Source organism: Pseudomonas nitroreducens, assembly GCF_024170165.1.
GTDB classification, from domain to species: Bacteria; Pseudomonadota; Gammaproteobacteria; order Pseudomonadales; family Pseudomonadaceae; genus Pseudomonas; species Pseudomonas nitroreducens_C.
Genome location: NZ_JALJXP010000008.1, coordinates 139797 through 164659 on the forward strand (window position 1 = coordinate 139797; position 24863 = coordinate 164659).

The window sequence follows — 24863 nt, forward strand, 5'->3', positions numbered from 1 at the left end:
TTGCCCTTTCCAGATTCAGTGAGTGGAGAAACCCATGCGTGAAGTCATTGCGTTGTGCAGCCTGCTGCTCTGTGCGTCGGCCCTGGCGGACGAAATCGTTTCCGAAGTGCCCGACAATACTGTCGGCGGTGGTTTTGGTGCCGGCTCCGGCGTGCTGCTGGGCGGCGCGCTGGGCGGGCCGATTGGTGCGCTGGTCGGTGCCGGGATCGGTGCCCTGGGTGGCGCCGAGGCGCAGGAGGCGACGGGCAGCAGCGGGCATGCCTATGTCGTGCGCGACGCCCAGGGTCACGAGCACACCGTGCGCTCGCCGAATGCCAGATTCGAGGTTGGCCAGCAGGTGAGCGTCAGCGGCGACCGGCTCAAGCCGCTGTAGCGCCGCCGATGAGCGGGCGCCATGGAATGCCACGGCCAGGCGAAGGCGCCCCCGCTGTCGTGCTATCGTATTGATTTCGCGGTAGAAGCAAGGCGGAGCCAGCATGAAGTTCGTACATCAACGTGAGCACCTGAATGAAGGCGACCTGGTCGTCATCGAGTGCTCCATGACCTGCAACATCCGCCTGATGACCGATGCCGCCTTCCGCAGCTTCAAGAATGGCGGGCGCCACGTCTACCACGGCGGTGCGTTCGACCGGTTCCCGGCCAAGATCAAGGTGCCCAGCACCGGCAACTGGAACATCACCATCGACACCGTCACCCGCCGTGCGATCAGTGTCACGCGCAAGGCCGACTTCAAGTACAGCATCAAGTTCGTGCGCAAGTCGCCGTCGAACTACAGCTGATCCTCAGTTCCCCGCCTGCGCGGGGAAGTCCTTGAGCAGGCGGGCGATGCCTTCGTCCACGGCCTGCTGGGTGATCTTCGGATCGTGCAGCTGGCGCGCCACCTGCGCCTGATAGAGCAGCGTGCCGCTCGCCTCATCGAGAATCTGCAGCGCCAGGCGCGCCTGTTCCTGGTCAGTGATCTGCGTCTGGGTCATCACCCCGGAGCTGGTCGCCACTGGGCGCTGGATGACGCCGGTCTGGCTTTCCAGGCCGACGGCATAGATCACCCGCAGTTCCCCCGAATTTTCCTGATAGCGATAGCCCTTGGCTTCCAGCGCGCGGCGCACGGCGAGATCGAAACGGTCTTCCAGGTCCTCGCGGTGGCCCTGGGCGCGCACGGCCTGGACGAAGAAGGTGGTTTGCCGGCCGTTGGCGGCGGGCGAGACGCTGATGCTGGCGGGATCACTGCCGGCGCAGGCGGCCAGCAGCAGGCAGAGCAGGGGAAGGATCAGGCGGGACATGGACGTGCCTCTTGTCGTTGTCCCGCAAGCGTAGCCGCCGGGTGCCGGCGCGCCGCCCAACCCTTGGTTGGGCGGCGGCAAGGCATGGGTTCAGCGGCGGGTCAGCAGCACGCCGGCTTCCATGTGGTGCGTGTAGGGGAACTGGTCGAACAGGGCGCAGCGGCTCACCTGGTGGGTGTCGTGCAGCTGGGCGATGTTCTGCGCCAGGGTCTCCGGGTTGCAGGAGATGTACAGGATGTTGTCGAAGCGCCGGGTCAGCTCGCAGGTATCCGGGTCCATGCCGGCGCGCGGCGGGTCGACGAATACGCTGCCGAACGCGTAGGACTTCAGGTCGACATCGGCCAGGCGGCGGAACGGGCGCACGTCATTCAGCGCCTGGGTCAGCTCCTCGGCGGAGAGGCGCACCAGGGTGACGTTGTCCAAGGCGTTGTCGGCGAGGTTGGCCAGGGCAGCGTTCACCGAGGTCTTGCTGATCTCCGTGGCCAGTACCTTGCGCACGCGGGTGGCCAGCGGCAGGGTGAAGTTGCCGTTGCCGCAGTACAGCTCCAGCAGGTCGTCGTCGCGCTGGCCCAGGGCTTCGTACGCCCAGTTGAGCATCTTCTGGCAGACCTCGCCGTTGGGCTGGGTGAAGGCGCCCTCCGGCTGGCGGTAGCGGAAGGTACGGCCGGCGACGCTCAGTTCTTCGCTGACATAGTCACGGCCGACGACGAGGCGCTTGCCGCGCGAGCGGCCGACGATGCTCACGCCAAGTTCGGCAGCCAGCTTCTCGGCGGCGGCCTGCCAGGCCGCGTCCACTGGGCGGTGGTAGCAGAGGGTGATCATGGCGTCGCCCGCCAGGGTGGTGAGGAACTCCACCTGGAACAGCTTGTGGCCCAGCGTCGGCTCGGCCCAGGCGGCCTTCAGGCGCGGCATCAGCTCGTTGATGCGCTGGCTGGCGATGGGGAATTCTTCAATGAGGATCGGCGTGTGCTTGTCGCCCTGCTCGAACATCGCGTAGTGGCGTGCCTCGCCCTCGCGCCACAGGCGGAACTCGGCACGCAGGCGGTAATGCTCGCGAGGCGAATCGAACACCTCCGGCTCCGGCGCGGCGAAGGGCGCCAGCAGCTCGCGCAGGCGCGCGGCCTTGTGGGCCAGCTGGCTGTCGTATTGGGCGGGATCGAAACGCGGACTGCTCATGGGGCGGGTAACTCGTTTGGGTCGGCGGCCGGTGATGGGTATCGCTGCGCTCCACGCCATCCTACGCCAGTGTCACTGGCAGGAGCGGAGCGCAGCGATGTCCGTGCCGCGAAAGGAAAGGTCAGGCGTTGAACCAGCCCAGCTTGATCACGAAGAGAATCGACAGAATGATCAGCGCCGGGTTCAGCTCGCGGAAGCGGCCGGAGAGCAGCTTGCAGGCGGTCCAGGTGATGAAGCCGAAGGCGATGCCGTTGGCGATGGAGAAGGTCAGCGGCATGGCCAGCGCGGTCACCACCACCGGAGCGGCGACGGTCAGGTCGTCCCAGTCGATCTCGGCCAGGCCCGAAGCCATCAGAACGGCGACGAAGAACAGTGCCGGCGCGGTGGCGAAGGCCGGTACGTTGCCCGCCAGCGGGGCGAAGAACAGCGCCAGCAGGAACAGCACGGCGACCACGATGGCGGTCAGGCCGGTGCGGCCGCCGGCGGAAACGCCCGCTGCCGACTCGATGTAGCTGGTGGTGGTGGAGGTGCCCAGCAGCGAACCGACCATGGCGGCGGAGCTGTCGGCGATCAGCGCACGGCCCATCTTCGGCATGTGCCCGTCCTTGCCCATCAGACCGGCGCGCTTGGCGACGCCGATCAGGGTGCCGGAGTTGTCGAACAGGTCGACGAAGAGGAAGGCGAAGATCACGCTGAACAGGCCGATGTCCAGCGCGCCCTTGATATCCAGCTGCAGGAAGGTCGGAGCCAGGGACGGCGGCATCGACACCACGCCACCGAACTGGGAGACGCCGATGGCGATGGAGATGAAGGTCACCACCAGGATGCCGATCATCACCGCGCCGGTCACGCGGCGGGCTTCCAGGGCGACGATCAGGATGAAGCCGAGGATCGCCAGCAGCGGAGCGGGCTTGGCCAGGTCGCCCATGCCCACCAGGGTGGCCTGGTTGGCGACGACGATGCCCGACTCCTTCAGCGCGATCAGCGCGAGGAACAGGCCGATGCCGGCGGCTATCGCCGAGCGCAGCGCCAGCGGGATGCTGTTGATGATCCATTCGCGGATGCGGAAGATCGAAATGATGAAGAACATGCACGCGGAGAGGAACACCGCGCCGAGGGCCACCTGCCAGGTATGGCCCATGTGCAGGACCACGGTGTAGGTGAAGAAGGCGTTCAGGCCCATGCCGGGAGCCAGGGCGATCGGGTAGTTGGCGATCAGGCCCATCACTGCCGAGCCGATGGCGGCGGCCAGGCAGGTGGCGACGAAGATCGCGCCCTTATCCATGCCCGTCTCGCCGAGGATGCTCGGGTTGACGAAAAGGATGTAGGCCATGGTCAGGAAGGTAGTGATACCCGCCAGGATCTCGGTGCGCACATTGGTGTTGTGTGCCTTGAGTTGGAACAGCTTTTCCAGCATGTTTGGCTCCCCGTGACGCTCTTGCGCCGTTATCGTTCTGGCCGGGAAAAGCAAGGTGCATGCCCAGGTGGGCCGTGCGCCTTTTCTTGTGACCGGCAAAAAGGCGCGCATGATACCAGCTTGCCCTTGACCGGAGAATTTCTGACCGGACCGCCAGCATCCGTTCGTCTGCAAGCTTAGACGCGGGCGCCGACCAAGGGAGTGCAACTTGTGCGCTGGGGGTGGTCTGACACTTCATGACCTTGGCTCTAACCCTGGCCCGACCGGGCCTTCCTGTCTGATTCGCAGTCGATGAAACGCTCTATTCCGATCCTCCTTGCCTCATTGTTGGGCGCCTCTTTGCTGGGGGCCTGTGCCGGTGCGCCGCCTTCGGCGCCGCAGCACACCTTCGACGTCCACGCCGTGGCCGAAAAGCCCACGGCCAGCACCCGCACCCTGGCCGATCCGCAGGGCAAGGCTGTGCTGGTGACGACCCGCCCGGCGCTGACCCAGCAGGATGTGCAGCGGGCCGAGCTGGCCAGTGTGGCCGATGGCAAGCCGGCAGTCCGCGTGCTGTTCACCCCCGACGCCAGCCAGCGTCTGGCGAAACTGACCCAGGAAGAGCAGGGCAAGGCCCTGGCGGTAGTCATTGACGGGCAGCTGCGGCTGCTGCCCAAGGTGACGCGGGTGGTGAGCGATGGCCAGGTGATGCTCAAGGGCTTCGCCAGCCAGGCGGAAGCCCAGACGCTGGTGCACCGGCTCAACGAGCTGCGGGATGTGCCGGTGCAGCCGGAGCAGGAGTCCGGCGGGCAGCCGTAGCTTCTTTATAGGGGCTTGAGAAAGGTGGCTCTTCGTAGGGCGAATAACCTGGAACAGGTTATCCGCCGCTTACCCGGCGGCGGATAACGCTGGCGCGTTATGCGCCCTACGATCCAATATCGGCACGGAATGCTTTTCGTAGGAGCGAGCTTGCTCGCGAACCGAACATCACAGGCGCTGGGTTGGAATCCGTTCGCGAGCAATAACGATGGCGTCCCCCTCGCTCCTACAGGTTTGGCCCGCCTTCCTGGTGGGACGCCCATGAAAAAGCCCGGCATCTGCCGGGCTCTTTCGTTTCGCGGTTCGCCGGTTCGGCTTAGGCGCCGTAGACCGGGAACTTGGCGCAGATGGCCTTGACCTTCTCGCGCACGCCGTCCACCACGGACTCGTCGCCCATGTTGGTCAGGATGTCGCAGATCCAGCCGGCCAGCTCGCGGCACTCGGCTTCCTTGAAGCCGCGGGTGGTCACGGCAGGGGTGCCGATGCGCAGGCCGGAGGTGACGAACGGGGAACGCGGGTCGTTCGGCACGCTGTTCTTGTTCACGGTGATGAAGGCACGACCCAGGGCGGCGTCGGCGTCCTTACCGGTGATGTCCTGCTTGATCAGGGACAGCAGGAACAGGTGGTTCTGGGTACCGCCGGACACCACGTCGAAGCCGCGCTCGATGAACACGCTGGCCATGGTCTGGGCGTTCTTCAGGACCTGCTGCTGGTAGGCCTTGAACTCGGGCTGCAGGGCTTCCTTGAAGCACACGGCCTTGGCGGCGATCACGTGCTCCAGCGGGCCACCCTGGGCACCCGGGAAGACAGCGGAGTTCAGCTTCTTCTCGATCTCTTCGTTCTTGCGAGCGAGGATCAGGCCGCCGCGCGGGCCGCGCAGGGTCTTGTGGGTGGTGGTGGTGACCACGTCGGCGAACGGTACCGGGTTCGGGTAGACGCCAGCGGCGACCAGACCGGCCACGTGGGCCATGTCGACGAACAGGTAGGCACCGACCTTGTCGGCGATGGCGCGGAAGCGGGCGAAGTCCAGGACCTGGGAGTAGGCGGAGAAGCCGGCGACGATCATCTTCGGCTTGTGCTCGACGGCCAGGCGTTCGACTTCGTCGTAGTCGATCAGGCCGGCGTCGGTGATGCCGTACTGCACGGCGTTGTACAGCTTGCCGGAGGAGGAAACGCTGGCGCCGTGGGTCAGGTGACCGCCGTGGGCCAGGCTCATGCCCAGGATGGTGTCACCGGCCGACAGCAGGGCCAGGTAGACGGCCGCGTTGGCCTGGGAGCCGGCGTGCGGCTGGACGTTGGCGTAGTCGGCGCCGAACAGCTCTTTGGCGCGGTCGATGGCCAGCTGCTCGACGACGTCGACGTACTCGCAACCACCGTAGTAGCGCTTGCCCGGGTAGCCTTCGGCGTACTTGTTGGTCAGCACCGAACCCTGGGCTTCCATCACCGCCGGGCTGGTGTAGTTCTCGGAGGCGATGAGCTCGATGTGCTCTTCCTGGCGCTGGGCTTCCTGCTCCATCGCGGCGAAGAGTTCGGCATCGTAGCGGGCGAGGGTCAAATCACGGCTGAACATGGCGGTCCTCTTAAGGATCGGGTGCTGGGGGAAAGGCGCGCATTCTAACCCAAGGCGCCGGTGCTGGCACATGAAAGGCGGTCATGTGGCTGACAAGCGGGGCTCAAGGCCAGGAGGTGCGTGGAATTGAGAGCGGTTTGGCACCGACGGCAGACCGCTCCTACGCATGGCCAGGCATCGCGCGGATGCGCGATCAGCCCAGAAGGAACAGCGCGTTGCTGGCGAACAGCGCGGCGAACTGGTCAGGCGGCACCGGGCGGCCGAAGAGGAAGCCCTGCACTTCGTCGCAGCCGTGTTCGCGCAGGAACTCCAGCTGCTCGTGGCTCTCCACGCCCTCGGCAATCACCATCAGGTTCAGGCTGTGGGCCATGGCGATGATGGCGCGGGCGATCTGCGCGTCCTGCTCGCCGTGGGGCAGGCCGTCGACGAAGCTGCGGTCGATCTTCAGCACGTCGATGGGGAACTGCTTGAGGTAGTTGAGCGAGGAGTAGCCGGTGCCGAAGTCGTCCACCGCAATCGCCAGGCCCAGGCGTTTCAGGCCCTGAAGTATCTGCATCGCCTGGGAAACGTCGCTCATCAGGATGCTTTCGGTCAGTTCCAGCTCCAGGCACGCGGGGGCGATGCCGGTGTCCTCGAGGATGCCGGCGATGCGCTCGCCCAGCTGGCCGTCGGCGAACTGCCGGGCCGAGAGGTTCACCGAAATCTTCGGCACCCGCACCTTGTCGCGGTGCCAGGCGCGCAGTTGCAGGCAGGCCTGCTCGAGCAGCCAGTCGCCGACCTGGGCAACCAGGCCGAGCTCTTCCAGCACGGGGATGAACTCCGCCGGCGGGATCAGCCCGCGCTTGGGATGCTGCCAGCGCAGCAGCGCCTCGGCACCGGTCAGGCGGCGGCCGTCGCCTGTGAACTGCGGCTGGTAGTGCAGGACGAACTCGTGCAGCTCGATGGCGCGGCGCAGGTCGCTTTCCAGTTCCAGGCGTTCCAGGGCGCGGGCGTTCATCTCGGCCTGGTAGAACTGGAAGTTGTTCTTGCCCATTTCCTTGGCGTGGTACATCGCCGTGTCGGCGTTCTTCATCAGTTGGCTGAGCTCGGCGCCGTCCTGCGGCGAGAGCGCCACACCGATGCTGGCGGTGACGAAGAATTCGCGGCCTTCCAGGGTGAAGGGGCGGGCGAGGCTGGAGAGAATCTGCTCGGCGACCTGGATCGCCTGCCGCAGCGCCTTCTCGCGGTCCTTCTGGCCGGGCAGCAGCAGGGTGAACTCATCGCCGCCCATGCGCGCCACGGTGTCGTTATCGCTGACGCAATGGCTCAGGCGCTCGGCTACTTCCTTGAGCATGCGGTCGCCCGCGGCATGGCCGAGGGAGTCGTTGATCGGCTTGAAACGGTCGAGGTCGAGGAACATCAGCACCACCCACTGCTGGTGCCTTTCGGCCTGCAGCAGCGCAGTGTGCAGGCGGTCCTGGAACAGCGTGCGGTTGGGCAGGTGGGTCAGGGCGTCGTAGTAGGCCAGGCGGTGGATGCGCCGCTCGCTGGCCTTGCGCTCGCTGATGTCGCTGAAGAAGCAGACGAAGCTGACCAGGTCGCCTTCCTCGTCGTGTACCGCGGTGATGCCGACCCAGCTCGGGTACAGCTCGCCGCTCTTGCGCTTCTGCAGGATCTCGCCTTCCCAGCTGCCGCTCTTGAGCAGGCTTTCCATCACGTGCTTGAGCTGGTTGGCTTCCTGGCGGTCGGCGGTGAGCAGGCGTGGCAGCTGGTCCAGCACTTCCCGGTCGGAGTAGCCGGTGAGACGACTGAAGGAGTCGTTGATCTGCACGATGTAGCCGGCCGGGTCGGTGACCATGATCGCCGCCGTGGAGTGCTCGAAGACTGTCGCCGCCATGCGCATCTCGCGCTCGGCACGGCGCTGCTGGCTGACGTCGCGGGCGACGCCGAGCAGGCCTTCGAAGCGGCCGTGGTCGTCCCACATCAGGGCGATGCGCAGCTCCACGGGAATCTTGTGGCCGTCGGCGTGCAGGCAGTCGAGGCTGAACAGCTGCGGCTCGGCGCCCTCGCGCAGTTCGGCCAGGCGCTTGGGCTCGCCAATGGCGCCCTGCACCCGGTTCAGCAGTTCATCCAGGCGCTCCAGTTGCGCCGGGTTGGCGGCCACCTGCTGGAAGCCGTTGGCCAGCACCCACTCGGGGCTGTAGCCGAGCACCTGGTGGATCGACGGGCTGAGGTAGTTGAGCTTGACCTGGGCGTCGGTGGAGAGGATCACGTCGCTGATGCTCTCGGCGAGCATGCGGTAGCGGCGACCGCTCTCGCGCAGGGAGTTGTGCGCCTCGACGGTGTCGGTGATGTCCTTGGCCACGCCGATCAGCCGCGCCACGCGGCCGGAGGCGTCGCGGGTGAAGGCCTGCTCGCGGATGTCGAACCAGTGCCAGCTGCCGTCGCGGTGGCGCCAGCGCAACTGGCTGTCCAGCAGCAGGCCGTCGCCGACCACCTGCTGCAGGTTGCGCACGCGCCAGTAGTATTCGACGTCGTCCGGGTGCAGCACCTTCTCCCAGAAGCGCTCGCCCATCTCGCGCAGCTCGTCATTGTCGTAGCCGAGCTGGTGACCGAGGTTGTGGTTGCTGAAGATCACCCGGCGTGCAGCGATATCGTGAATGTACAGGGTGTCCGGCACCGCACGCACCGCATCGGACCAGAACTTCTCGCGCTCGATCAGCGACAGCTCGACCTGCTTGCGGCTGGTGATGTCCGAGAGGCTCAGGGTGACGGCGTGGAAGTCCTGGATCATCTCCGGTACGCGCAACTGCAGCCACAGGTGGCGCTGCTCGCCCTGGCGGGTATGGATGCAGGCCTCCAGCTCGACCATGCCATGACCGTGCAACACGGCTTCGAGCACCTTGCTGCGTACGCCGTCCGGACGCATGCCGGCGCTGCCGATGAGAATCTGCCAGGCCTGCTCGGTGGTGCCCACGCCCATCAGGCGCTTGGCGACGTTGTTGATCTCGGTGATGCGCACCTGGCGCAGCAGCCAGGGCAGGCGCTCGGGCTGCGAGGCGAGCCATTCGCGCAGGTCGCTCTGGCGGCGCAGGTTGAGGTCCACCAGGCTCTGGCGCAGGGCGGAGAGGTCGAGCACGCAGAGGGCGACGCCGACCCCATCGAAGATGTCCTGGTAGCGCCGACGGGTTTCTTCGAGGATGTGCAGCGCCTGCTGTTCCTCGGTGACGTCGCGCAGCACCCAGACCTGCCCGCCCTGAGGCAGGTTGCCGCGCAGCACCCAGGTCTGCTCCGGCGACAGCGGACTGTCGTCCAGGGAGTGGTGGCTGACGGCGAACAGCCGGGCCTGGCCTATATGGTTGACGCGCACCAGCTCGGAGCCATTGTCGGCCGAGGGATCGCTGCCATTGAGCAGGCCGCCCAGGCCGGGCAGCAGCTCCAGCAGGTGATGCTCGCCGGCCTTGTCGGCGGTGATGCCGAACAGTTGTTCGGCCTGCGGGTTGAGGTAGGCGAGGCGACCGTCGGCGCGGGTCACCAGCACCCGTTCGTCGATCGCGCCCAGGGCCTGCGCAGCCTGGCGCAGGCTCTGCTGCGATTCCACGGTCAGCGCGCGCAGGTTCTGCTGCTCGCGCTGCAGGCGCAGCAGGGCGGCGCAGGCGACACCGGCCAGCACCAGCAGCAGTGCCAGTTCGCCGCCCAGGCGCGGCAGCAGGGTGGCGCGGATCTGCCGGTCGTCGAACTGCGGGTGCAGCTGCCAGTCGGTGTTCTGGATGTCCAGGCCGTCCAGGCTCTGCGCTTGTTCCAGCGGCGAGGCGGCGGACAGCGGGCCGGGGCGATAGCCGCTGGAGCGGCCGAGGACCTTCTGCTGGACGTCGTCGACCAGGATCCAGTCCGGCGACTCCGGGCGGATCTGCGCGGCCCAGCCCCGCCGGGCGATCTTCTCGTCGAGGCGCAGGATGCTGTCGCCTTCGCCCGCCTCGGTGGCCTTCAGCCAGACATAGAAATGGCCGCCGTTCTCTTCGCTGAAGGCATAGTGATAGCTCTGCTGCGCGCTGCGCTGGCGCAGGGCCTCGATGAACGCCGCGTCCTTGATGCCGCTGGCGGAGTCGCGCACGGGCAACCCGCTGGCGTCGAGCCGCACCAGGCTGTGGAAGGATGGGTAGATGTGCTTCAGGCCGGCGATCAGCGGCGCGTGGGCATCGCCCGCGGCGCGGTCCTGTTCCTGCTGCAGCAGGGCCTGGGCCGCCACGGCCTTGAGCTCCAGGGTCAGGGAAATCCGCTGGGCCATCTGTTCGCCGTGCAGCACCACCCGCTCGCGCTCGAAGCGCTCCTGGCTGCGGAACTCCTGGTGCAGCTGCCAGCCCAGTAGGGCGAGCATGAACAGCACCAGCAGTACCAGCGCGGTCCGGGTCGCCACGCGGGCTGGCCTGGCCAGGGCGTCCGGAGGGGTGCGGGGGAAAATAGACAAGGACTTGAGGACCTGGGGCGATACGACTGAATTCGGCGCGGGCTAGGATGCCCGGAAAGGCGGCTAAGTGCCAGTATGGCCGACGAGCGTCGTTTGCCCTTCCTGACTCATTCCGGTAGCTTTGCCGCACGCGCGCGTGGTGTGGGTTGCATAAAGTACATCCGCGCAGAGTCCCGCGCGAAGGGCCGTCCATCGGCCGTTCGCGCCCCCCGGCAGCCTGCTCGCAAGCGTTCGAGCGCTGCCGCTCCGGCCAGTGAGCCGGCGTCCCGGAACCTGCCGTCGTCCGTTCCGGCCATCCCGATCACAATTCATCCCAGAAGTCAGGTATCCATGGCTCAATACGTCTACACCATGCACCGGGTCGGCAAGGTCGTGCCGCCCAAGCGTGAAATCCTCAAGAACATTTCCCTGTCGTTCTTCCCGGGCGCCAAGATCGGCGTGCTCGGCCTGAACGGCGCGGGTAAATCCACCCTGCTGCGCATCATGGCTGGCGTCGACACCGAGATCGAAGGTGAAGCCCGCCCGATGCCCGGCATCAACGTCGGTTACCTGCCGCAGGAGCCCAAGCTCGATCCGCAGGCCACCGTGCGCGAGATCGTCGAAGAGGCCGTCGGCCAGATCAAGGCCGCCCAGGCCCGCCTGGACGAGGTCTACGCCGCCTACGCCGAGCCGGACGCCGACTTCGACGCCCTGGCCGCCGAGCAGGCCAAGCTGGAGGCCATCATCCAGGCTTCCGACGGCCACAACCTGGAGCGTCAGCTGGAAGTCGCCGCCGACGCCCTGCGCCTGCCGCCGTGGGATGCGAAGATCGAACACCTTTCCGGTGGTGAGAAGCGCCGTGTCGCCCTCTGCCGCCTGCTGCTGTCCGCCCCGGACATGCTGCTGCTGGACGAACCGACCAACCACCTGGACGCCGACTCCGTCGCCTGGCTGGAGCACTTCCTCCACGACTTCCCGGGCACCGTGGTAGCGATCACCCACGACCGTTACTTCCTCGACAACGTCGCCGGCTGGATCCTCGAGCTGGACCGTGGCCAGGGCATCCCGTTCGAAGGCAACTACTCCGGCTGGCTGGAATCCAAGGCCAACCGCCTGGCCCAGGAAGCCAAGCAGGAAGCCTCCCACGCCAAGGCCATGAAGGCGGAACTGGAGTGGGTGCGCCAGGGCGCCAAGGCTCGCCAGTCGAAGTCCAAGGCCCGTCTGCAACGCTTCGAGGAAATGCAATCGCAGGAATTCCAGAAGCGCAGCGAGACCAACGAGATCTACATCCCGGCCGGTCCGCGCCTGGGCGACAAGGTCATCGAGCTGCACAACGTCAGCAAGGGCTATGGCGATCGCCAGCTGATCGACGATCTGTCGCTGAGCATTCCCAAGGGCGCCATCGTCGGCGTGATCGGCGGCAACGGTGCGGGTAAATCGACCCTGTTCCGCATGCTGACCGGCAAGGAGCAACCGGACTCGGGCACCATCGAGATCGGCGAAACCGTGCAGATCGCCAGCGTCGACCAGAGCCGCGAAATCCTCGATGGCAACAAGACCGTGTGGGAGCAGGTGTCCGACGGCTTCGAGCAGATCAGGATCGGCAACTACGAAGTCCCGTCGCGCAGCTACGTCGGCCGCTTCAACTTCAAGGGCGGCGACCAGCAGAAGTTCGTCAAGGATCTCTCCGGAGGTGAGCGTGGCCGTCTGCACCTGGCCCTGACCCTGAAGCAGGGCGGCAACGTGCTGCTGCTCGACGAACCGTCCAACGACCTCGACGTGGAAACCCTGCGTGCGCTGGAAGAAGCGCTGCTGGACTTCCCCGGCGCCGCCATCGTGATTTCCCACGATCGCTGGTTCCTGGACCGCATCGCGACCCACATCCTCTCCTACGAGGATGACGGCAAGGTGGTCTTCTTCGAAGGCAACTACACCGAGTTCGAAGCCGATCGTAAAAAGCGCCTGGGCGACGCTGCCTCGCAGCCGCACCGCGTGCGTTACAAGAAGCTGGCGTAAGCCGCTTCTGCAGGAAAACGGGGCCTTCGGGCCCCGTTTTTTTTGCGCCTGTCAGCGGCTGCGCTTGAGATCGTCCAGGGCGCGGCGCTGCTCTTCCAACTGGCGCTGCAGTGTGTCGATTTGCCGCGCCTGGTCCTGCAGGGTGCGTTGCTGGTCTTCCAGCTGGCGCGACATGCGCTGCAGATCGTCGGTGCTGAACTGCGACTTGTGGATCACTTCGCTGTCGAAGGTGTCCGCCACGAGAATTGCGCCGGAATCGGTGAAGTTGCCCAGTTTCATGGCTCCGTGGGCGGGCAGGGCGAGTGCGCAGGTGAGCGCGGCGAGGAGAGCTGGCGTGCGTGCGGGCATGGATCGTCCTCAGGTTTTCGCACCGGTTGAGTGCTTTTTCTATTGATTTTGTATACAAAAATCTGTTTTTCTGCCGGTCCGGCAGAAATGGGATTTATATTTTTGCACCATAAAGATTCATAAAAGCGTCACGCTGCACTATCTCGGGGCGGCGTGGGTTGTTAGAGTCTGCCGGCAAAAAAGCATCACATAATCAGAAAAGTACCGGTGTAGACATGACGCAATCCGTTGACTCGTTCCTCGAGCGCCTCAAGCGGCGCGACCCCGATCAGCCCGAATTCCACCAGGCGGTGGAAGAGGTGCTGCGCTCCCTCTGGCCCTTCCTCGAAGCCAACCCGCACTACCTGCAGGCCGGCATCGTCGAACGCATCGTCGAGCCCGAACGCGCGATCCTGTTCCGCGTGCCGTGGGTGGATGATGCCGGACGAGTGCGGGTCAACCGCGGTTTCCGCATCCAGATGAGCAGCGCCATCGGCCCCTACAAGGGCGGGCTGCGCTTCCACCCCTCGGTGAACCTGGGCGTACTGAAGTTCCTGGCCTTCGAGCAGGTGTTCAAGAATTCCCTGACCTCGTTGCCCATGGGCGGCGGCAAGGGTGGCTCGGACTTCGATCCCAAGGGCAAGAGCGACGCCGAAGTCATGCGCTTCTGCCAGTCCTTCATGAGCGAGCTGTTCCGCCATGTCGGCGCTGATCTCGACGTGCCGGCCGGCGACATTGGCGTGGGCGCCCGCGAGATCGGCTATCTGTTCGGCCAGTACAAGCGCCTGTCCAACGAGTTCACCTCGGTGCTGACCGGCAAGGGCATGTCCTACGGCGGCAGCCTGATCCGCCCGGAAGCCACCGGCTATGGCTGCGTGTATTTCGCCCAGGAGATGCTCAAGGCTCGCGAGAGTGGCTTCGACGGCCAGCGCGTGGCCATCTCCGGCTCCGGCAACGTGGCCCAGTACGCCGCGCAGAAGGTTATGGAACTGGGCGGCAAGGTGATCTCGCTGTCCGACTCCGAAGGCACCCTGTTCTTCGAGGCCGGCCTGACCCTGGAGCAGTGGGAAGCTGTCATGGAGCTGAAGAATGTCCGTCGCGGCCGTCTCAGCGAAATGACCGGCCCTGGCCTGCGCTTCATTGCCGGCGAGCGTCCGTGGTCGCTGGCCTGCGATATCGCGCTGCCCTGCGCGACCCAGAACGAACTGGATGCCAATGACGCGCGCACCCTGCTGACCAACGGCTGCGTCTGCGTGGCCGAAGGCGCAAACATGCCTTCGACCCTGGAGGCTGTGGATATCTTCATCGAGGCCGGCATCCTCTATGCGCCGGGCAAGGCTTCCAACGCCGGTGGCGTCGCCACCAGCGGCCTGGAGATGAGCCAGAACGCCATGCGCCTGCTGTGGACCGCCGGTGAAGTGGACCAGCGCCTGCACGGCATCATGCAGAACATCCACCATGCCTGCGTCGCCTACGGCGAGGAAAATGGCCGGATCAACTATGTGAAGGGCGCCAACATCGCCGGCTTCGTCAAGGTCGCCGACGCCATGCTGGCCCAGGGCGTGGTCTGATCGCCCTCTCAGTATGAAAAACGGGCCCATCGGGCCCGTTTTTCGTTTAGCTCAATCCACCGGCTTTGGCGTGGTCGCCGTGCTTGGCGGCAGCAGCGGGTACTCCACCTTGGGTTGCTTGCCGGTGGCGGTCTTGAGGAAGGCGACGATGTCGTTGATCTCGTCGGCGTTGAGCTGCTTGCCCAACTGCGCGGTGCCCATGATCGCCACCGCTTCCTCCAGGCTCCAGACCTGGCCACTGTGGAAGTACGGTGCGGTCAGGGCGACGTTGCGCAAGGGCGCGGCGCGGAATACGTACTGGTCGTTCTGTGTCTTGGTCACCTCGAAGCGGCCCTTGTCTCCGGTGGGCAGGATCTTGCCGTCGGGCTTCTTCACCAGGCCGAACGGGAAGTAGGCCTGCCCGCCGAGGTTCACGCCGTTGTGGCAGCTGATGCAGCCCGAGCTCATGAAGGTCTGCAGGCCCTTCTTCTCCCTGGCGTCGAGGGCGTTGCCGTCGCCCTTGAGGTAGAGGTCGAAGCGCGAGTCGGGGGTGATCAGGGTCGACTCGAAGGCCTGCAGCGCGCGGGCCATGTTGTCGAAGCTGACCGCCGGCTGGTCGCCGGGGAAGGCCTTTTCGAAGGCCGCCACATACTCGGGCATGCTCTGCAGGGTGGCCTCGACGTTCTTCGGCGTGTTGTGCATCTCCACCGGATTCTGCACCGGCCCCTTGGCCTGTTCTTCCAGGTCCTTGGCACGCCCATCCCAGAACTGCGCGACGTTGAACACCGCGTTGAACACCGTGGGCGAGTTGCGCGCGCCTTTCTGCCAGGCATGGCCGCTGGACGTGGGCACGTTGTCGGCGCCGCCGGTGCCGATGTTGTGGCAGGTGTTGCAGCTGATCACGTGGCTGGCGGACAGGCGCGGTTCGAAGAACAGCTGCCGGCCGAGTTCGATCTGATTGGGGTCGAGCTTGTCGCTGGCCTGCTCGGGAATGGGCTTGAAGATGCTGTTGGCGTTGTCGCGCAGGGTGTCGGCGTTGGCTTGCGCCGCCGCCGTGCTCACGGCCAGCAGCAGGCTGCCCAGGGCCATTCTGATGGGCTGCATGTGGAGTCTCCTTGTCTCAGGCTTTGGTTTCTTCTGAGTTCAAGGAGAGGCGATGGGGCCAGGGGCCTGCTTGACCAGGGTCAAGCGTACGGGTCGTTCAGAGGTGAAGCGTTGTCACGGTCTCAATTACCGCGCAGGGCGTGGGACAGCGCGCGGTCCTTCTGCTGTTCCCAGTCGCGGTCCCGGTCGCTGTTGCGCTGTTCCTCGTACTGCTGGCGCTCCTGGCTGACGCGCATGGCCTGGCATTGCTGGAAACCGTCGTTCCAGCCCAGGGCGTATTTCGGTTCGTCCAGATAGCGCGGCACGTTCTTGCGGAACTCGCCGGTGATCGCGCCGGCCGCCTGGCGACCGCTGCCGCAGCCGTCGTCGTAGCCGTCGGCATAGGCGGGCGGATAGCCCTGGGCGACGAGGGTTTCGTGGGTGGTTTCACAGCCGGCGAGCAGTGCGGCGCTAAGCAGGACGAGGGCGGCGCGACGCGCCATGGGGACTCCTGTGTGCCGATGGGCGGGCACACACGCCGGAAGAGTTGGCGCCACTCGAGGTGACAGGGCGCCAATCTAGCCAGCGGGTAGTGAGGAAAGCGTCAAGCCGGCGTGATGCGGATGTGCTGGCCAGCTGCCGGCCTTGCGGTGCAGTCGACCTGTACTGGCAGAAAGGCTTCGATCACCGCGCGATTGCTGCGCAGATGATCGCTCAGCAGCGGCGTGGTGAAGCTGCCGCCGCCGGCCAGGGCCATGGGCAGTAGCAACTGGTCGGCGAGGTGTTCCTCGACGCTGGTGCCGCTGCGCCGCCAGTCCTCGGCCTGACGCAGCGCCTGGCTGGCCACGCGCTCAGCGCTGACCCCGGACTGGCCGAAGGCGCAGAACACCAGGGTCAACTGCTCGCACGCGACGTCCAGCAGCAAGGCGTTGCCCGGCCCCTGGTCTTCCGGCAGGCGGACGACCTGAGCGGAGGCTGCGTGCCAGTCCTGATGCCGCCTCAGCTTTTCCAGCTCGCGATCCCCCACGTGGCCGGGAATCGCCGCCAGCAGGGCGCGCGCCGAACGCGAAAGTACGGAGCCGGCTTCCGGCAGGTGCAGCGGCTGCAGCTCGCCGGGCGTGGTGCGCACCAGCAACTCACCGCCGCCCGCCGGCATGAAGCCATGGCGCAACAGCTCGAAGTCGACCTTCGCACCCATGCGTCGCAGCAATGGCAGCCAGCTGCGCTCGATGAAGTCTGCCGGCGGCGCCAGCGGGTTGTGCGTGCCGCCGCTGATTGCCAGGCTGCTCGGCCCGTCGGCGAACAGCAGGGCCGGCAACAGCGTCTGCAGCACCAGCACGGCGCTGCCCGCGCTGCCGATGGCGAAGCGGTAGTCACCGCCGCGAATCGCGCCGGGGCGGAAGGTCAGGCTGCGCGAGCCCAGCTCGTCGCCTTCCACTGTCGCACCACAGATTTCCGCCGCCGCGCGCACGGCGGTCAGGTGCTGGCGCAGCAGTCCCGGCCGCGAACGGCGGCCGCGGATATTGACGATGCGAAGCGCCTTGCCGGTGATCATCGACAGACTCAGCGCGCTGCGCAGAATCTGCCCGCCGCCTTCGGCGCCGTCGAGTTCGATGAGGTCCTTGTTCATTGCTTCGATCCTTGCAGCTTCAGTCCGTCGCGCTGGCGGCCAGCGCGGACAATGTCCGGCGTCGCGGGTTGTACAGGGTGAGGCACCAGATGCCCCACCATTCCTTGCCGTCATCGAAGTAGCCGCTCCAGTTGCTGCGGTGCGGCTCGGCATCGCCGTCGCCGACCCAGTCGAGCACCTGCAGGCCTTCGTCCGGATACAGCCGCAGCGCCTGCAGCCATTCGCGGAAGTCCGCGACCTGCAGCTGGGTGCCGTAGGGCGGGTCGCGGAAGGCGCGGCACAGCGGGCCGTCGTCCCGAGCCAGCTCGCGCACCGCCTCGGCGGAAAGTGCCTGCGGGCGGGCCTGGGCCAGGTCCGGCGTCAGGTCCGCCCATTCGTGGGTGGCGTACTGCGGGTGGCGGGCGATGACTTCCGCTTGCCACTTGCGTGCGCGTTCCTGGATGGATTCGAACAGCAGCTGCAACGCCAGGCGATGTTCCGCCTCGCCGGGCGTGGCGGTCGGGTCGAGCGTCAACACGCGGAAGTCGAAGACGCAGCGCTCCTGTTCCAGGCGGCTGCGCAGCTCCTGCATGCGCTGGTTTTCCATGGGTTGCAGCATGTCCTCACCTCATCCTTTCACGCAGACCACCTGGCGCAGGGTATGCAGCACTTCCACCAGCTCGCGCTGGGCGTCCATCACGGCGTCGATGTCCTTGTAGGCCATCGGGATCTCGTCGATCACGTCGGCATCCTTTCGGCATTCGACGTGGGCGGTGGCGCGAATCTGGTCCTCGACGCTGAACAGCTTCTTCGCCTTGGTGCGGCTCATGGTCCGCCCGGCACCGTGACTGCACGAGCAGAAGGCTTCCTCGTTGCCCAGGCCGCGGACGATGAAGCTGCGTGCGCCCATCGACCCCGGAATGATGCCGAGCTGGCCCTTCTGCGCAGACACTGCGCCTTTACGCGTCACCAGTACCTCTTCGCCGAAGTGGCGTTCCTTCTGCACATAGTTGTGGTGGCAGTTCACCGCTTCCAGGCTTGCCTCGAATGGTTTGCGGATGATTTGCCGCGCGGCCGCGATCACCGAGTGCATCATCAGTTCACGGTTCTGCCGGGCGAAGTCCTGGGCCCAGCCCACGGCTTCCACGTAGTCGTCGAAGTGCTGGCTGCCTTCCTCGAAGTAGGCCAGGTCACGGTCCGGCAGGTTGGCGATGTGCTGGCGCATATCGGCCTGGGCCAGTTCGATGAACAGGTTGCCGATGGCGTTACCCACGCCGCGCGAGCCACTGTGCAGCATGAACCAGACGCGGTCCGCTTCGTCGAGGCAGACCTCGATGAAGTGGTTGCCGGTACCGAGGGTTCCCAGGTGCTTGCGGTTGTTGGTTTTCTCCAGCTTCGGTTGCTTGTCGGTAATCACCTTGAAGCGGCTAGCCAGTGCGCGCCAGGCGTTGTCGGCATGATCGGGCACCTCTTCCCAGGCGCCCTGGTCGCGGCGGCCGAAGGTCTTGCCGTGGGGCACGGCTCTTTCGATGGCGGTACGCAGGCCGTGCAGGTTGTCCGGCAGGTCGGCGGCCACCAGTGAGGTGCGCGCGGCGATCATCCCGCAGCCGATATCCACACCCACGGCGGCCGGGATGATGGCGCCCTTGGTGGGAATCACGCTGCCGATGGTCGATCCCTTGCCCAGGTGCACGTCCGGCATCACGGCCAGGTGCCTGAAGATGAAGGGCATCTTCGCGGTGTTCATCAGTTGCTGCCTGGCGTCGTCTTCCACCGGCACGCCCTGGGTCCAGAGCTTGATCGGTTTGCCGTGGGCGACTTCCAGCAGCTGGAAGGTCTTGGTGCTCATGTTTCGTCTCTCTTCTGTTGCGTGGCGAGCTGGCCGGCAGCGGGTTGCGCCCGGCCATCGCGAATTCGTTTGTTCAATCGACAGGTGCGGCAGCGTATCGCCGTGGAAAACACCTGTCCCTTACAGTCTTCGTACCACCACTTCTGCTGGGCGGCGGTCCAGGTCTGCTCGGCGCCGCAGTCGTGGCAGGTGAAGTCCTGGTCCTCGTACCAGCCGCGGCGCACGAACAGCGGGTCGCCATAGCTGTTGTAGGGCGCCAGGTTCGAGCGGTTGACCGGGACGCTGCCGGGCGGTGCCAGACGGCTTTCCGGCTGCCTGGCCCGCTCGGTCTTCCTGGCCTTGCGTCGCTCGCGCTTCTGGCGGATTTCCTGGCGGCGCTGCCTGTTGCTCTTCACCGTGCGATCTCCTGCGCCGGGCAGGCCTTTGTCAGGCCTGCTTCAGCGTTACCAGTCCATTCAATACCTGATCCAGGCCACCGAATACCGAGATGCGGTCGATCCGTTCGGCCACCCGCTCCAGGGTTTCCAGTTCCTTCAGGCGCAGGGCGGTGGGGTTGTCTTCCATCACCTTGGCGGTGTTCAGCAGCGAGCGGGTCGCCGAGGTTTCCTCGCGGCGACGGATCACGTTCGCCTGTGCGGCCTTCTCCGCCTCCACCACCTGGGCCAGCAGGGTCTTCATCTCGCCCGGCAGGATGATGTCGCGCACGCCCAGGCCGCTGACCTCGATGCCGGTGCCCGGCAGCCGTTCCTTCAGGTAGGCGCTGACCGAGTCGTCGATGAGCTGCTTGTTCTCCAGCAACTCATCCAGCGAGCGGGTGCCCACCGCCGCGCGCAGGCCGAACTGCAGCTCGCGGTAGAGGTGCTCCAGCGGTTTGGACAGGCTGGAAAACGCCGTCAACACGTCGCTGTAACGCCAGTTGGCGGCCAGGTTCAGGCGCAGGCTCACCTTGTCGCGGGTGAGGATTTCCTGCCCGCTGACTTCCAGCGCCTGGATCCGCGTATCGATCAGCTCCACGCTCACCTGGCGGTTGTAGCGCCAGAAACCGTACTGGCCTGCCGGCAGCAACTCGACCACTGCGCCATCGACCTTCAGCACGCCGACCTGGTAGGCCGGGACCAGGGTCACCAGCAGCGCCTCGACGCCGATCACGCTGCGGCCGCGCAGGTTGCCCTGCATCTGCTGCAACAGCGACGGAGCGACGCGGTACTCCTGGCTCAGGTCGATGCGCTCCAGGCGCTGTTCGGTCTGGCCTTTCCAGTACAGCCGGCGGCTGCCTGGCGCGAGGATTTCCGCCAGCACGCCGTCCTCGAAGCGCAGGCCGGCCTCGTTCTCGGCCAGGTCCATGCGGGTGAAGTAGCGATCGACCAGCGCAGGTTCGGACTGGCGCAGGTAACCGGCCAGGCGGTGTTCGAACAGCGGGGTGTTGAGGCTGAAGGTTTCCACGCTCAGGCGGTTGTACAGGTCCAGGTGGCGGTGGATGCCCGGCTCGAGGATCGCCAGGAAATCGCCCTCGGAGTACAGCAGGGCGCGTTCGTTCTTCTTCACGGTAAAGCGCTTCAGCAGTTTCATCTCTCTCTTCCTTCTTCATTTTGTCCTGGGTGCCGGTGTCCGCCGGCCCGTCGGGTGGCGTGGCGGGGCCTGCGAGAGCCAGGTGCTGCGGACTGCCTGTCCGTTGCGTCGAATCCATCGGCCAGCACTTGCCTTGTCGCGGGCCCGGTCCTCGTACCGGGCGGGCCGGCGGTGGCTTCGGGTCCCTGGCGTATCCGGCCTTCCTGGCCTGTTTGCGCCTGTCCCGTCGCCCACCGGCGGGGTGTTGCCTTCATGAGTAGCTGCCGTGAAAGGGCAGTGTTCGAGCGGGAGTCGAACCCGCGACAGGCCATCCGAAAACGGCTGCTCTACCGGACTGAGCTATCGAACGGCGCGGGCAGGATTCGAACCTGCGACGGCTCCAGCGAAGTGGAGTGCTCTACCGGGCTGAGCTACCGCGCCATCGACCGTGACTACTGCAGCGGCATGCACGAAGCCGACACCAGGGGTGGGCTCGGGCACCGGCGGGAATTGAAGTCCCTGCCCGTAGGCTGCATCAGCGATGCGGTCGAGGGAGATATAGCGAGGGACGTGCCAGGTTTGCTTTCGGTTTGTGCTGAATTTTTAACTAGTTGATAAATAACGATTTAATTTTATTTTCTGAACGAGTGGCCGTGATTCTTGATTGGTCGATTGGGCAGTTAATGGATATGCTAGGATCGTTATTTATCTTTATGGATAAAAGATGAAAGCCAAGAAAACCGTCGCCATCGGCTTCCTCGGCTCCACCCTGGATCGCGTCGGCAAGGGCGCGGCACGCTGGCAAAAGTGGCGGCCCACGGTCGGCCTGTGCCAGCAGCAGGACCTGCTGGTCGACCGCCTGGAGCTGATTCACGGGCTGGACGCGCGGGATGTCGGGCTGGCCGAGCGCATCGCTGCTGACGTTCGGCTAGTCTCCCCGGAGACCGAAGTGCGCCTGCAGCCCATGGCGCTGCGCAACCCGTGGGACTTCGAGGAGGTCTACGGCGCGCTGCACGATTTCGTCGGTGGCTACGCCTTCGATACCGAGCACGAGGACTACCTGGTGCATATCACCACCGGGACCCACGTCGCGCAGATTTGCTGGTTCCTCCTCACCGAGGCGCGCTACCTGCCGGCGCGGCTGGTGCAGGCTTCGCCGGCGCGGCGCAAGGACGAGGCGCGGCAGCCGGAAGGGACGGTCGCGGTCATCGACCTCGACCTGTCGCGCTACGACCGCATCGCCACGCGCTTCCGCCGTGAGCAGGAAGAGAGCCTGGCCTTCCTCAAGTCAGGCATCGCCACGCGCAACGCCGACTTCAACCGCTCCATCGAGCAGATCGAGCGGGTCGCCGGGCGTTCCCGCGCGCCGATGCTGCTGATCGGTCCGACCGGCGCCGGCAAGTCATTCCTCGCTCGTCGGGTTTATGAACTCAAGCGCGCGCGGCACCAGTTCCAGGGCCGTTTCGTCGAAGTGAACTGCGCGACCTTGCGTGGCGACGGCGCCATGTCCGCGCTGTTCGGTCACATCAAGGGCGCCTTCACCGGCGCGCAGAATGCCCGCGAAGGCCTGCTGCGCGCGGCGGACGGCGGCATGCTGTTCCTCGACGAGATCGGCGAGCTGGGCCTGGACGAACAGGCCATGCTGCTCAAGGCCATCGAGGAGAAGCGCTTCTTCCCGCTGGGCTCGGACCGCGAGGTGGGCAGCGACTTCCAACTGATCGCCGGCACCCACCGTGACCTGCGCGAGCGCGTCGCCGAAGGGCTGTTCCGCGAGGACCTGTTTGCCCGCATCAACCTCTGGACCTTCGACCTGCCGGGGCTGGCCGGGCGCCGCGAGGACATCGAGCCGAACATTGATTTCGAGCTGGAGCGCCACGCCCGCGAGCAGGGGCGCCTAGTGCGCTTCAACCGCGAGGCGCGCACGCGCTACCTGGCCTTCGCCAACTCGGCGCAGGCCTTGTGGAGCGGCAACTTCCGCGAGCTGTCGGCATCCATCACGCGCATGGCGACCCTGGCCGACAGCGGGCGGATCGACGAGGTGCTGGTGGAAGAAGAAATCGGCCGGCTGCGCCGCTCCTGGGGTGCGACCCAGGCAGAAAGCCTGCTGGATCGCCTGCTGGGAGAGGGCACCGAAGCGCTGGACCTGTTCGACCGCCTGCAGCTGGAAGCGGTAATCGACGTCTGCCGGCAGGCGCGCAGCCTGTCCGACGCCGGCCGCCAGCTGTTCGCCGTCTCGCGCCAGGAGAAGCAGAACCCCAACGACGCCGACCGCCTGCGCAAGTACCTGGCGCGCTTCGGCCTGGACTGGGCGTCGCTGCACTACTGAGGCGCGGCGCGCCTCAGTAGTGGTACCAGCGCAGCTCCAGCATCACTTCACTGCGCGGGCTGGCCTCGTGGCTGAACTCGCGCTGGGCGGACAGGCGCAGGCCGAGGTTGCGGGCCAGTTCCACCTGCTGGCCGAAGCTCAGGGTGCGGCGTACTTCGCCGTTGTGGAAGTAGTCGCCCTTGCCTTCGAGGCTGAGGTTGCCCAGCGGGTTGCTCCACAGCACTCCAGTATCGAAGCCCATGGCCGGGGCGATGGTGGCGGCGAAGTCCGGGTTGTTCTCGATGCGCGCGGTGCCCAGGGCGTAGGCCTGCAGGTCGTCAGAGAGCTTCCAGCTGCCGCCGGCGCCGCCATTGAGGTGGCCGACCAGGGTGTCGTGGTCGTTGTCGCTGTGCTTGCCGATCACCCGTTCCCAGCCGCCGGCGACCTGCCAGGACAGCGGCTTGAGCAGCTCGTTGCGCGGCGTCATGGAGCGGATGGTGACCAGGTCCAGTTGCTGCAGCTGCCAGCGGTTGCCTTCGTACTGGCGCAGCTTGAGCTGGCCGATCTCGATCTGCGCGCCGAGGGGGAAGCCGTAGGCGTTGTCGTCGAGGTCGTGGTAGGCCATGCGCAGGCCGTACTGGGCGAAGGCCTTGCCGTCGCGGCTGCCGGCGCCCAGTTGCCAGGTGCGTGATTCGTGGCCGTTTTCCGGCTGGCCGGGGCGCTCCACGTCCAGTGCTGGCGGCGGGTTCCTGTTGATCGCCTTGAGCAGGTTGTAGCTGCGCGAGGCGGTGGACTGGTCGCGTTCCTGGCCGGTGGCGCGGTAGCGCACGAGGCGGAAGGCTGTGTCCTGCACCAGCGCCTGGCGGTCGGCGGGCAGGGCGGCGAATTCGGGGCTTTGCAGCTGGCTGTCGTCGTCGGCGATGTGGCGGGCCAGTACCTTCTCGTCGTGGCTCAGCGGTTCGCCGCGGGCCAGCAGCTCGCGCTCGCGGGAGGGGCGATAGTCCACCCGGTCGATCAGTCCGGCGTCCTTCACCGCGCGCACCGTGTCGGTGGGGATGGCGGTGAGCGGGAAGTGGTCGGTGAGCTCGGTGCCGGGGCGGGCGATCTCCAGCAGTTCCAGCAGGCGGAAGGAGCAGTTCTCGTCGAAGAAGTAGTACTTGAAGCGGATCTGCTTCAGCTCCCAGACGTGCTCGACCATGCGCGCGGTTTCTTCCGGCGTCAGGTTCAGGCGGTATTCCCAGAGGTCGCGGTTCTCCAGGCGGCTGTATTCGGAGAGCTTCTCGCGGTAGGGCACCAGGGCGAACAGGCCGGGGTAGCCACCCATCAGGCCCTTCCAGGCGTAGAGGATGCTGTTGTCCATGCCCTCGATGTAGGCGCCGAAGTTGAGCGCATAGCTGAGCAGCGCGGTGTTGTCGGAGTCGACGTCGGCCTGGTCGATGCGCAGCAGGGTATGGCCGAACATCGAGGACGGGCTGTTCAGGTAGGCGGCCGGGAATACCAGCACGGCGCTGTGCGGGTTGATGTCCTGGTACCAGGTGGTGAATTCCTTGCACTCCACCGTCGGCAGGTCAGCGAGCTGCAACTGCTGGCGAAGCCAGCGGGTGCGCGCCGGGTACACGCACTGGGCATGCTTGTCGCCGAGGCTGGGCGGGGCGTAGAGCGCCTTCAGCGTGGCGGCCAGTTCGGATGGCGGGTGGCGCTCTCCGTCCTTGGCGAGGAAGAACTTCGGGTCGTCGACGAAGCTGCGCCAGCCACCGAGCTTGGCGTGTTCGTAGTGACCCAGGGCCAGCCAGTAGGGCTCGTCGGCCAGGCTCTGCAGGCGTTGTGGGTCGATTGCCGGCGAAGCCAGCAGTGGGGTGCAGGCGCACAGCGCCATCCAGGGCAACAGGCGTTTGGGCATCGAGTGGGC

Annotated in this window: 20 protein-coding genes and 1 tRNA gene; 6 read left to right on the top strand and 15 right to left on the bottom strand. The window is 66.1% G+C overall.

Annotation, left to right across the window (positions count from 1 at the left end; all coding sequences use genetic code 11):
- Positions 1–34 precede the first annotated feature (34 nt).
- Together J2T47_RS17520 and J2T47_RS17525 are read left to right on the top strand one after the other, a co-directional pair.
- Complete coding sequence (locus tag J2T47_RS17520; RefSeq protein ID WP_253449343.1) at positions 35–373, top strand: hypothetical protein; 339 nt, start codon at positions 35–37, stop codon at positions 371–373.
- Between the two features lie 103 nt (positions 374–476).
- Complete coding sequence (locus tag J2T47_RS17525; protein ID WP_017521653.1) at positions 477–779, top strand: DUF1883 domain-containing protein; 303 nt, start codon at positions 477–479, stop codon at positions 777–779.
- A gap of 3 nt (positions 780–782) precedes the next feature.
- Here the strand turns inward: J2T47_RS17525 and J2T47_RS17530 are convergent, their stop codons facing one another.
- The 3 genes from J2T47_RS17530 to J2T47_RS17540 form a co-directional block, all read right to left on the bottom strand.
- Positions 783–1280, bottom strand: coding sequence for a DUF4136 domain-containing protein (locus J2T47_RS17530; protein ID WP_253449345.1), 498 nt, complete (start codon positions 1278–1280; stop codon positions 783–785).
- Between the two features lie 90 nt (positions 1281–1370).
- Complete coding sequence (trmA, locus tag J2T47_RS17535; protein ID WP_253449347.1) at positions 1371–2456, bottom strand: tRNA (uridine(54)-C5)-methyltransferase TrmA; 1086 nt, start codon at positions 2454–2456, stop codon at positions 1371–1373.
- A gap of 121 nt (positions 2457–2577) precedes the next feature.
- A complete protein-coding gene (locus J2T47_RS17540; protein WP_253449349.1) occupies positions 2578–3873 on the bottom strand; it encodes an NCS2 family permease in 1296 nt (431 codons plus the stop codon).
- 291 nt (positions 3874–4164) lie between these two features.
- On the opposite strand from J2T47_RS17540, the gene J2T47_RS17545 reads away from it, so the two are divergent.
- Positions 4165–4671: a SecDF P1 head subdomain-containing protein gene (locus J2T47_RS17545; RefSeq protein ID WP_253449351.1), complete on the top strand. Its 507-nt coding sequence runs from the start codon at positions 4165–4167 to the stop codon at positions 4669–4671.
- 316 nt (positions 4672–4987) lie between these two features.
- On the opposite strand, the gene glyA is transcribed toward J2T47_RS17545, so the two are convergent.
- A complete protein-coding gene (gene glyA / locus J2T47_RS17550; protein ID WP_024763060.1) occupies positions 4988–6241 on the bottom strand; it encodes a serine hydroxymethyltransferase in 1254 nt (417 codons plus the stop codon).
- A gap of 193 nt (positions 6242–6434) precedes the next feature.
- Positions 6435–10637 carry an EAL domain-containing protein gene (locus tag J2T47_RS17555; protein WP_437180991.1) on the bottom strand — a complete coding sequence of 1401 codons (4203 nt, stop codon included), beginning with the start codon at positions 10635–10637 and terminating at the stop codon, positions 6435–6437.
- A 381-nt stretch (positions 10638–11018) separates the two neighbouring features.
- Here J2T47_RS17555 and ettA point away from each other — a divergent pair, with 381 nt between their 5' ends.
- The gene (gene ettA, locus J2T47_RS17560) at positions 11019–12683 is read left to right on the top strand and encodes an energy-dependent translational throttle protein EttA (RefSeq protein ID WP_253449353.1); all 1665 of its coding nucleotides are present in this window, start codon (positions 11019–11021) and stop codon (positions 12681–12683) included.
- Positions 12684–12734: 51 nt separating this feature from the next.
- Here ettA and J2T47_RS17565 read toward each other — a convergent pair whose 3' ends face one another.
- Complete coding sequence (locus J2T47_RS17565) at positions 12735–13031, bottom strand: hypothetical protein (protein ID WP_253449355.1); 297 nt, start codon at positions 13029–13031, stop codon at positions 12735–12737.
- 215 nt (positions 13032–13246) lie between these two features.
- On the opposite strand from J2T47_RS17565, the gene gdhA reads away from it, so the two are divergent.
- A complete protein-coding gene (gene gdhA, locus J2T47_RS17570) occupies positions 13247–14581 on the top strand; it encodes an NADP-specific glutamate dehydrogenase (protein WP_253449357.1) in 1335 nt (444 codons plus the stop codon).
- A 51-nt stretch (positions 14582–14632) separates the two neighbouring features.
- Here gdhA and J2T47_RS17575 read toward each other — a convergent pair whose 3' ends face one another.
- From J2T47_RS17575 to J2T47_RS17610, 8 genes are all read right to left on the bottom strand, one after another.
- Complete coding sequence (locus tag J2T47_RS17575) at positions 14633–15664, bottom strand: cytochrome-c peroxidase (protein ID WP_253449359.1); 1032 nt, start codon at positions 15662–15664, stop codon at positions 14633–14635.
- Between the two features lie 122 nt (positions 15665–15786).
- On the bottom strand, positions 15787–16146 hold the full coding sequence (locus J2T47_RS17580; RefSeq protein WP_253449361.1) for a hypothetical protein: 360 nt from the start codon (positions 16144–16146) through the stop codon (positions 15787–15789).
- Between the two features lie 101 nt (positions 16147–16247).
- Positions 16248–17273 carry an RNA 3'-terminal phosphate cyclase gene (rtcA, locus tag J2T47_RS17585; RefSeq protein ID WP_253449363.1) on the bottom strand — a complete coding sequence of 342 codons (1026 nt, stop codon included), beginning with the start codon at positions 17271–17273 and terminating at the stop codon, positions 16248–16250.
- A 19-nt stretch (positions 17274–17292) separates the two neighbouring features.
- Positions 17293–17871 (bottom strand): hypothetical protein, encoded by a 579-nt coding sequence (locus tag J2T47_RS17590; RefSeq protein WP_253449365.1) that lies wholly within the window; start codon positions 17869–17871, stop codon positions 17293–17295.
- A gap of 9 nt (positions 17872–17880) precedes the next feature.
- Complete coding sequence (locus J2T47_RS17595; RefSeq protein WP_253449367.1) at positions 17881–19101, bottom strand: RtcB family protein; 1221 nt, start codon at positions 19099–19101, stop codon at positions 17881–17883.
- Positions 19098–19496 (bottom strand): zinc-ribbon domain containing protein, encoded by a 399-nt coding sequence (locus J2T47_RS29350; RefSeq protein WP_253449369.1) that lies wholly within the window; start codon positions 19494–19496, stop codon positions 19098–19100. Before J2T47_RS29350 ends, J2T47_RS17595 begins: the two co-directional genes overlap by 4 nt.
- A 31-nt stretch (positions 19497–19527) precedes the next feature.
- Positions 19528–20670: a slipin family protein gene (locus tag J2T47_RS17605; RefSeq protein WP_253449371.1), complete on the bottom strand. Its 1143-nt coding sequence runs from the start codon at positions 20668–20670 to the stop codon at positions 19528–19530.
- Between the two features lie 347 nt (positions 20671–21017).
- Positions 21018–21090 (bottom strand) — tRNA-OTHER (locus J2T47_RS17610).
- Positions 21091–21373: 283 nt separating this feature from the next.
- Between J2T47_RS17610 and rtcR the strand changes: the two genes are divergently transcribed.
- Positions 21374–22975, top strand: a complete 1602-nt coding sequence (rtcR, locus tag J2T47_RS17615; protein WP_253449373.1) for an RNA repair transcriptional activator RtcR — start codon at positions 21374–21376, stop codon at positions 22973–22975.
- Between the two features lie 13 nt (positions 22976–22988).
- On the opposite strand, the gene J2T47_RS17620 is transcribed toward rtcR, so the two are convergent.
- Positions 22989–24854: an Lnb N-terminal periplasmic domain-containing protein gene (locus J2T47_RS17620; RefSeq protein ID WP_253449376.1), complete on the bottom strand. Its 1866-nt coding sequence runs from the start codon at positions 24852–24854 to the stop codon at positions 22989–22991.
- Between the last annotated feature and the right edge of the window lie 9 nt (positions 24855–24863).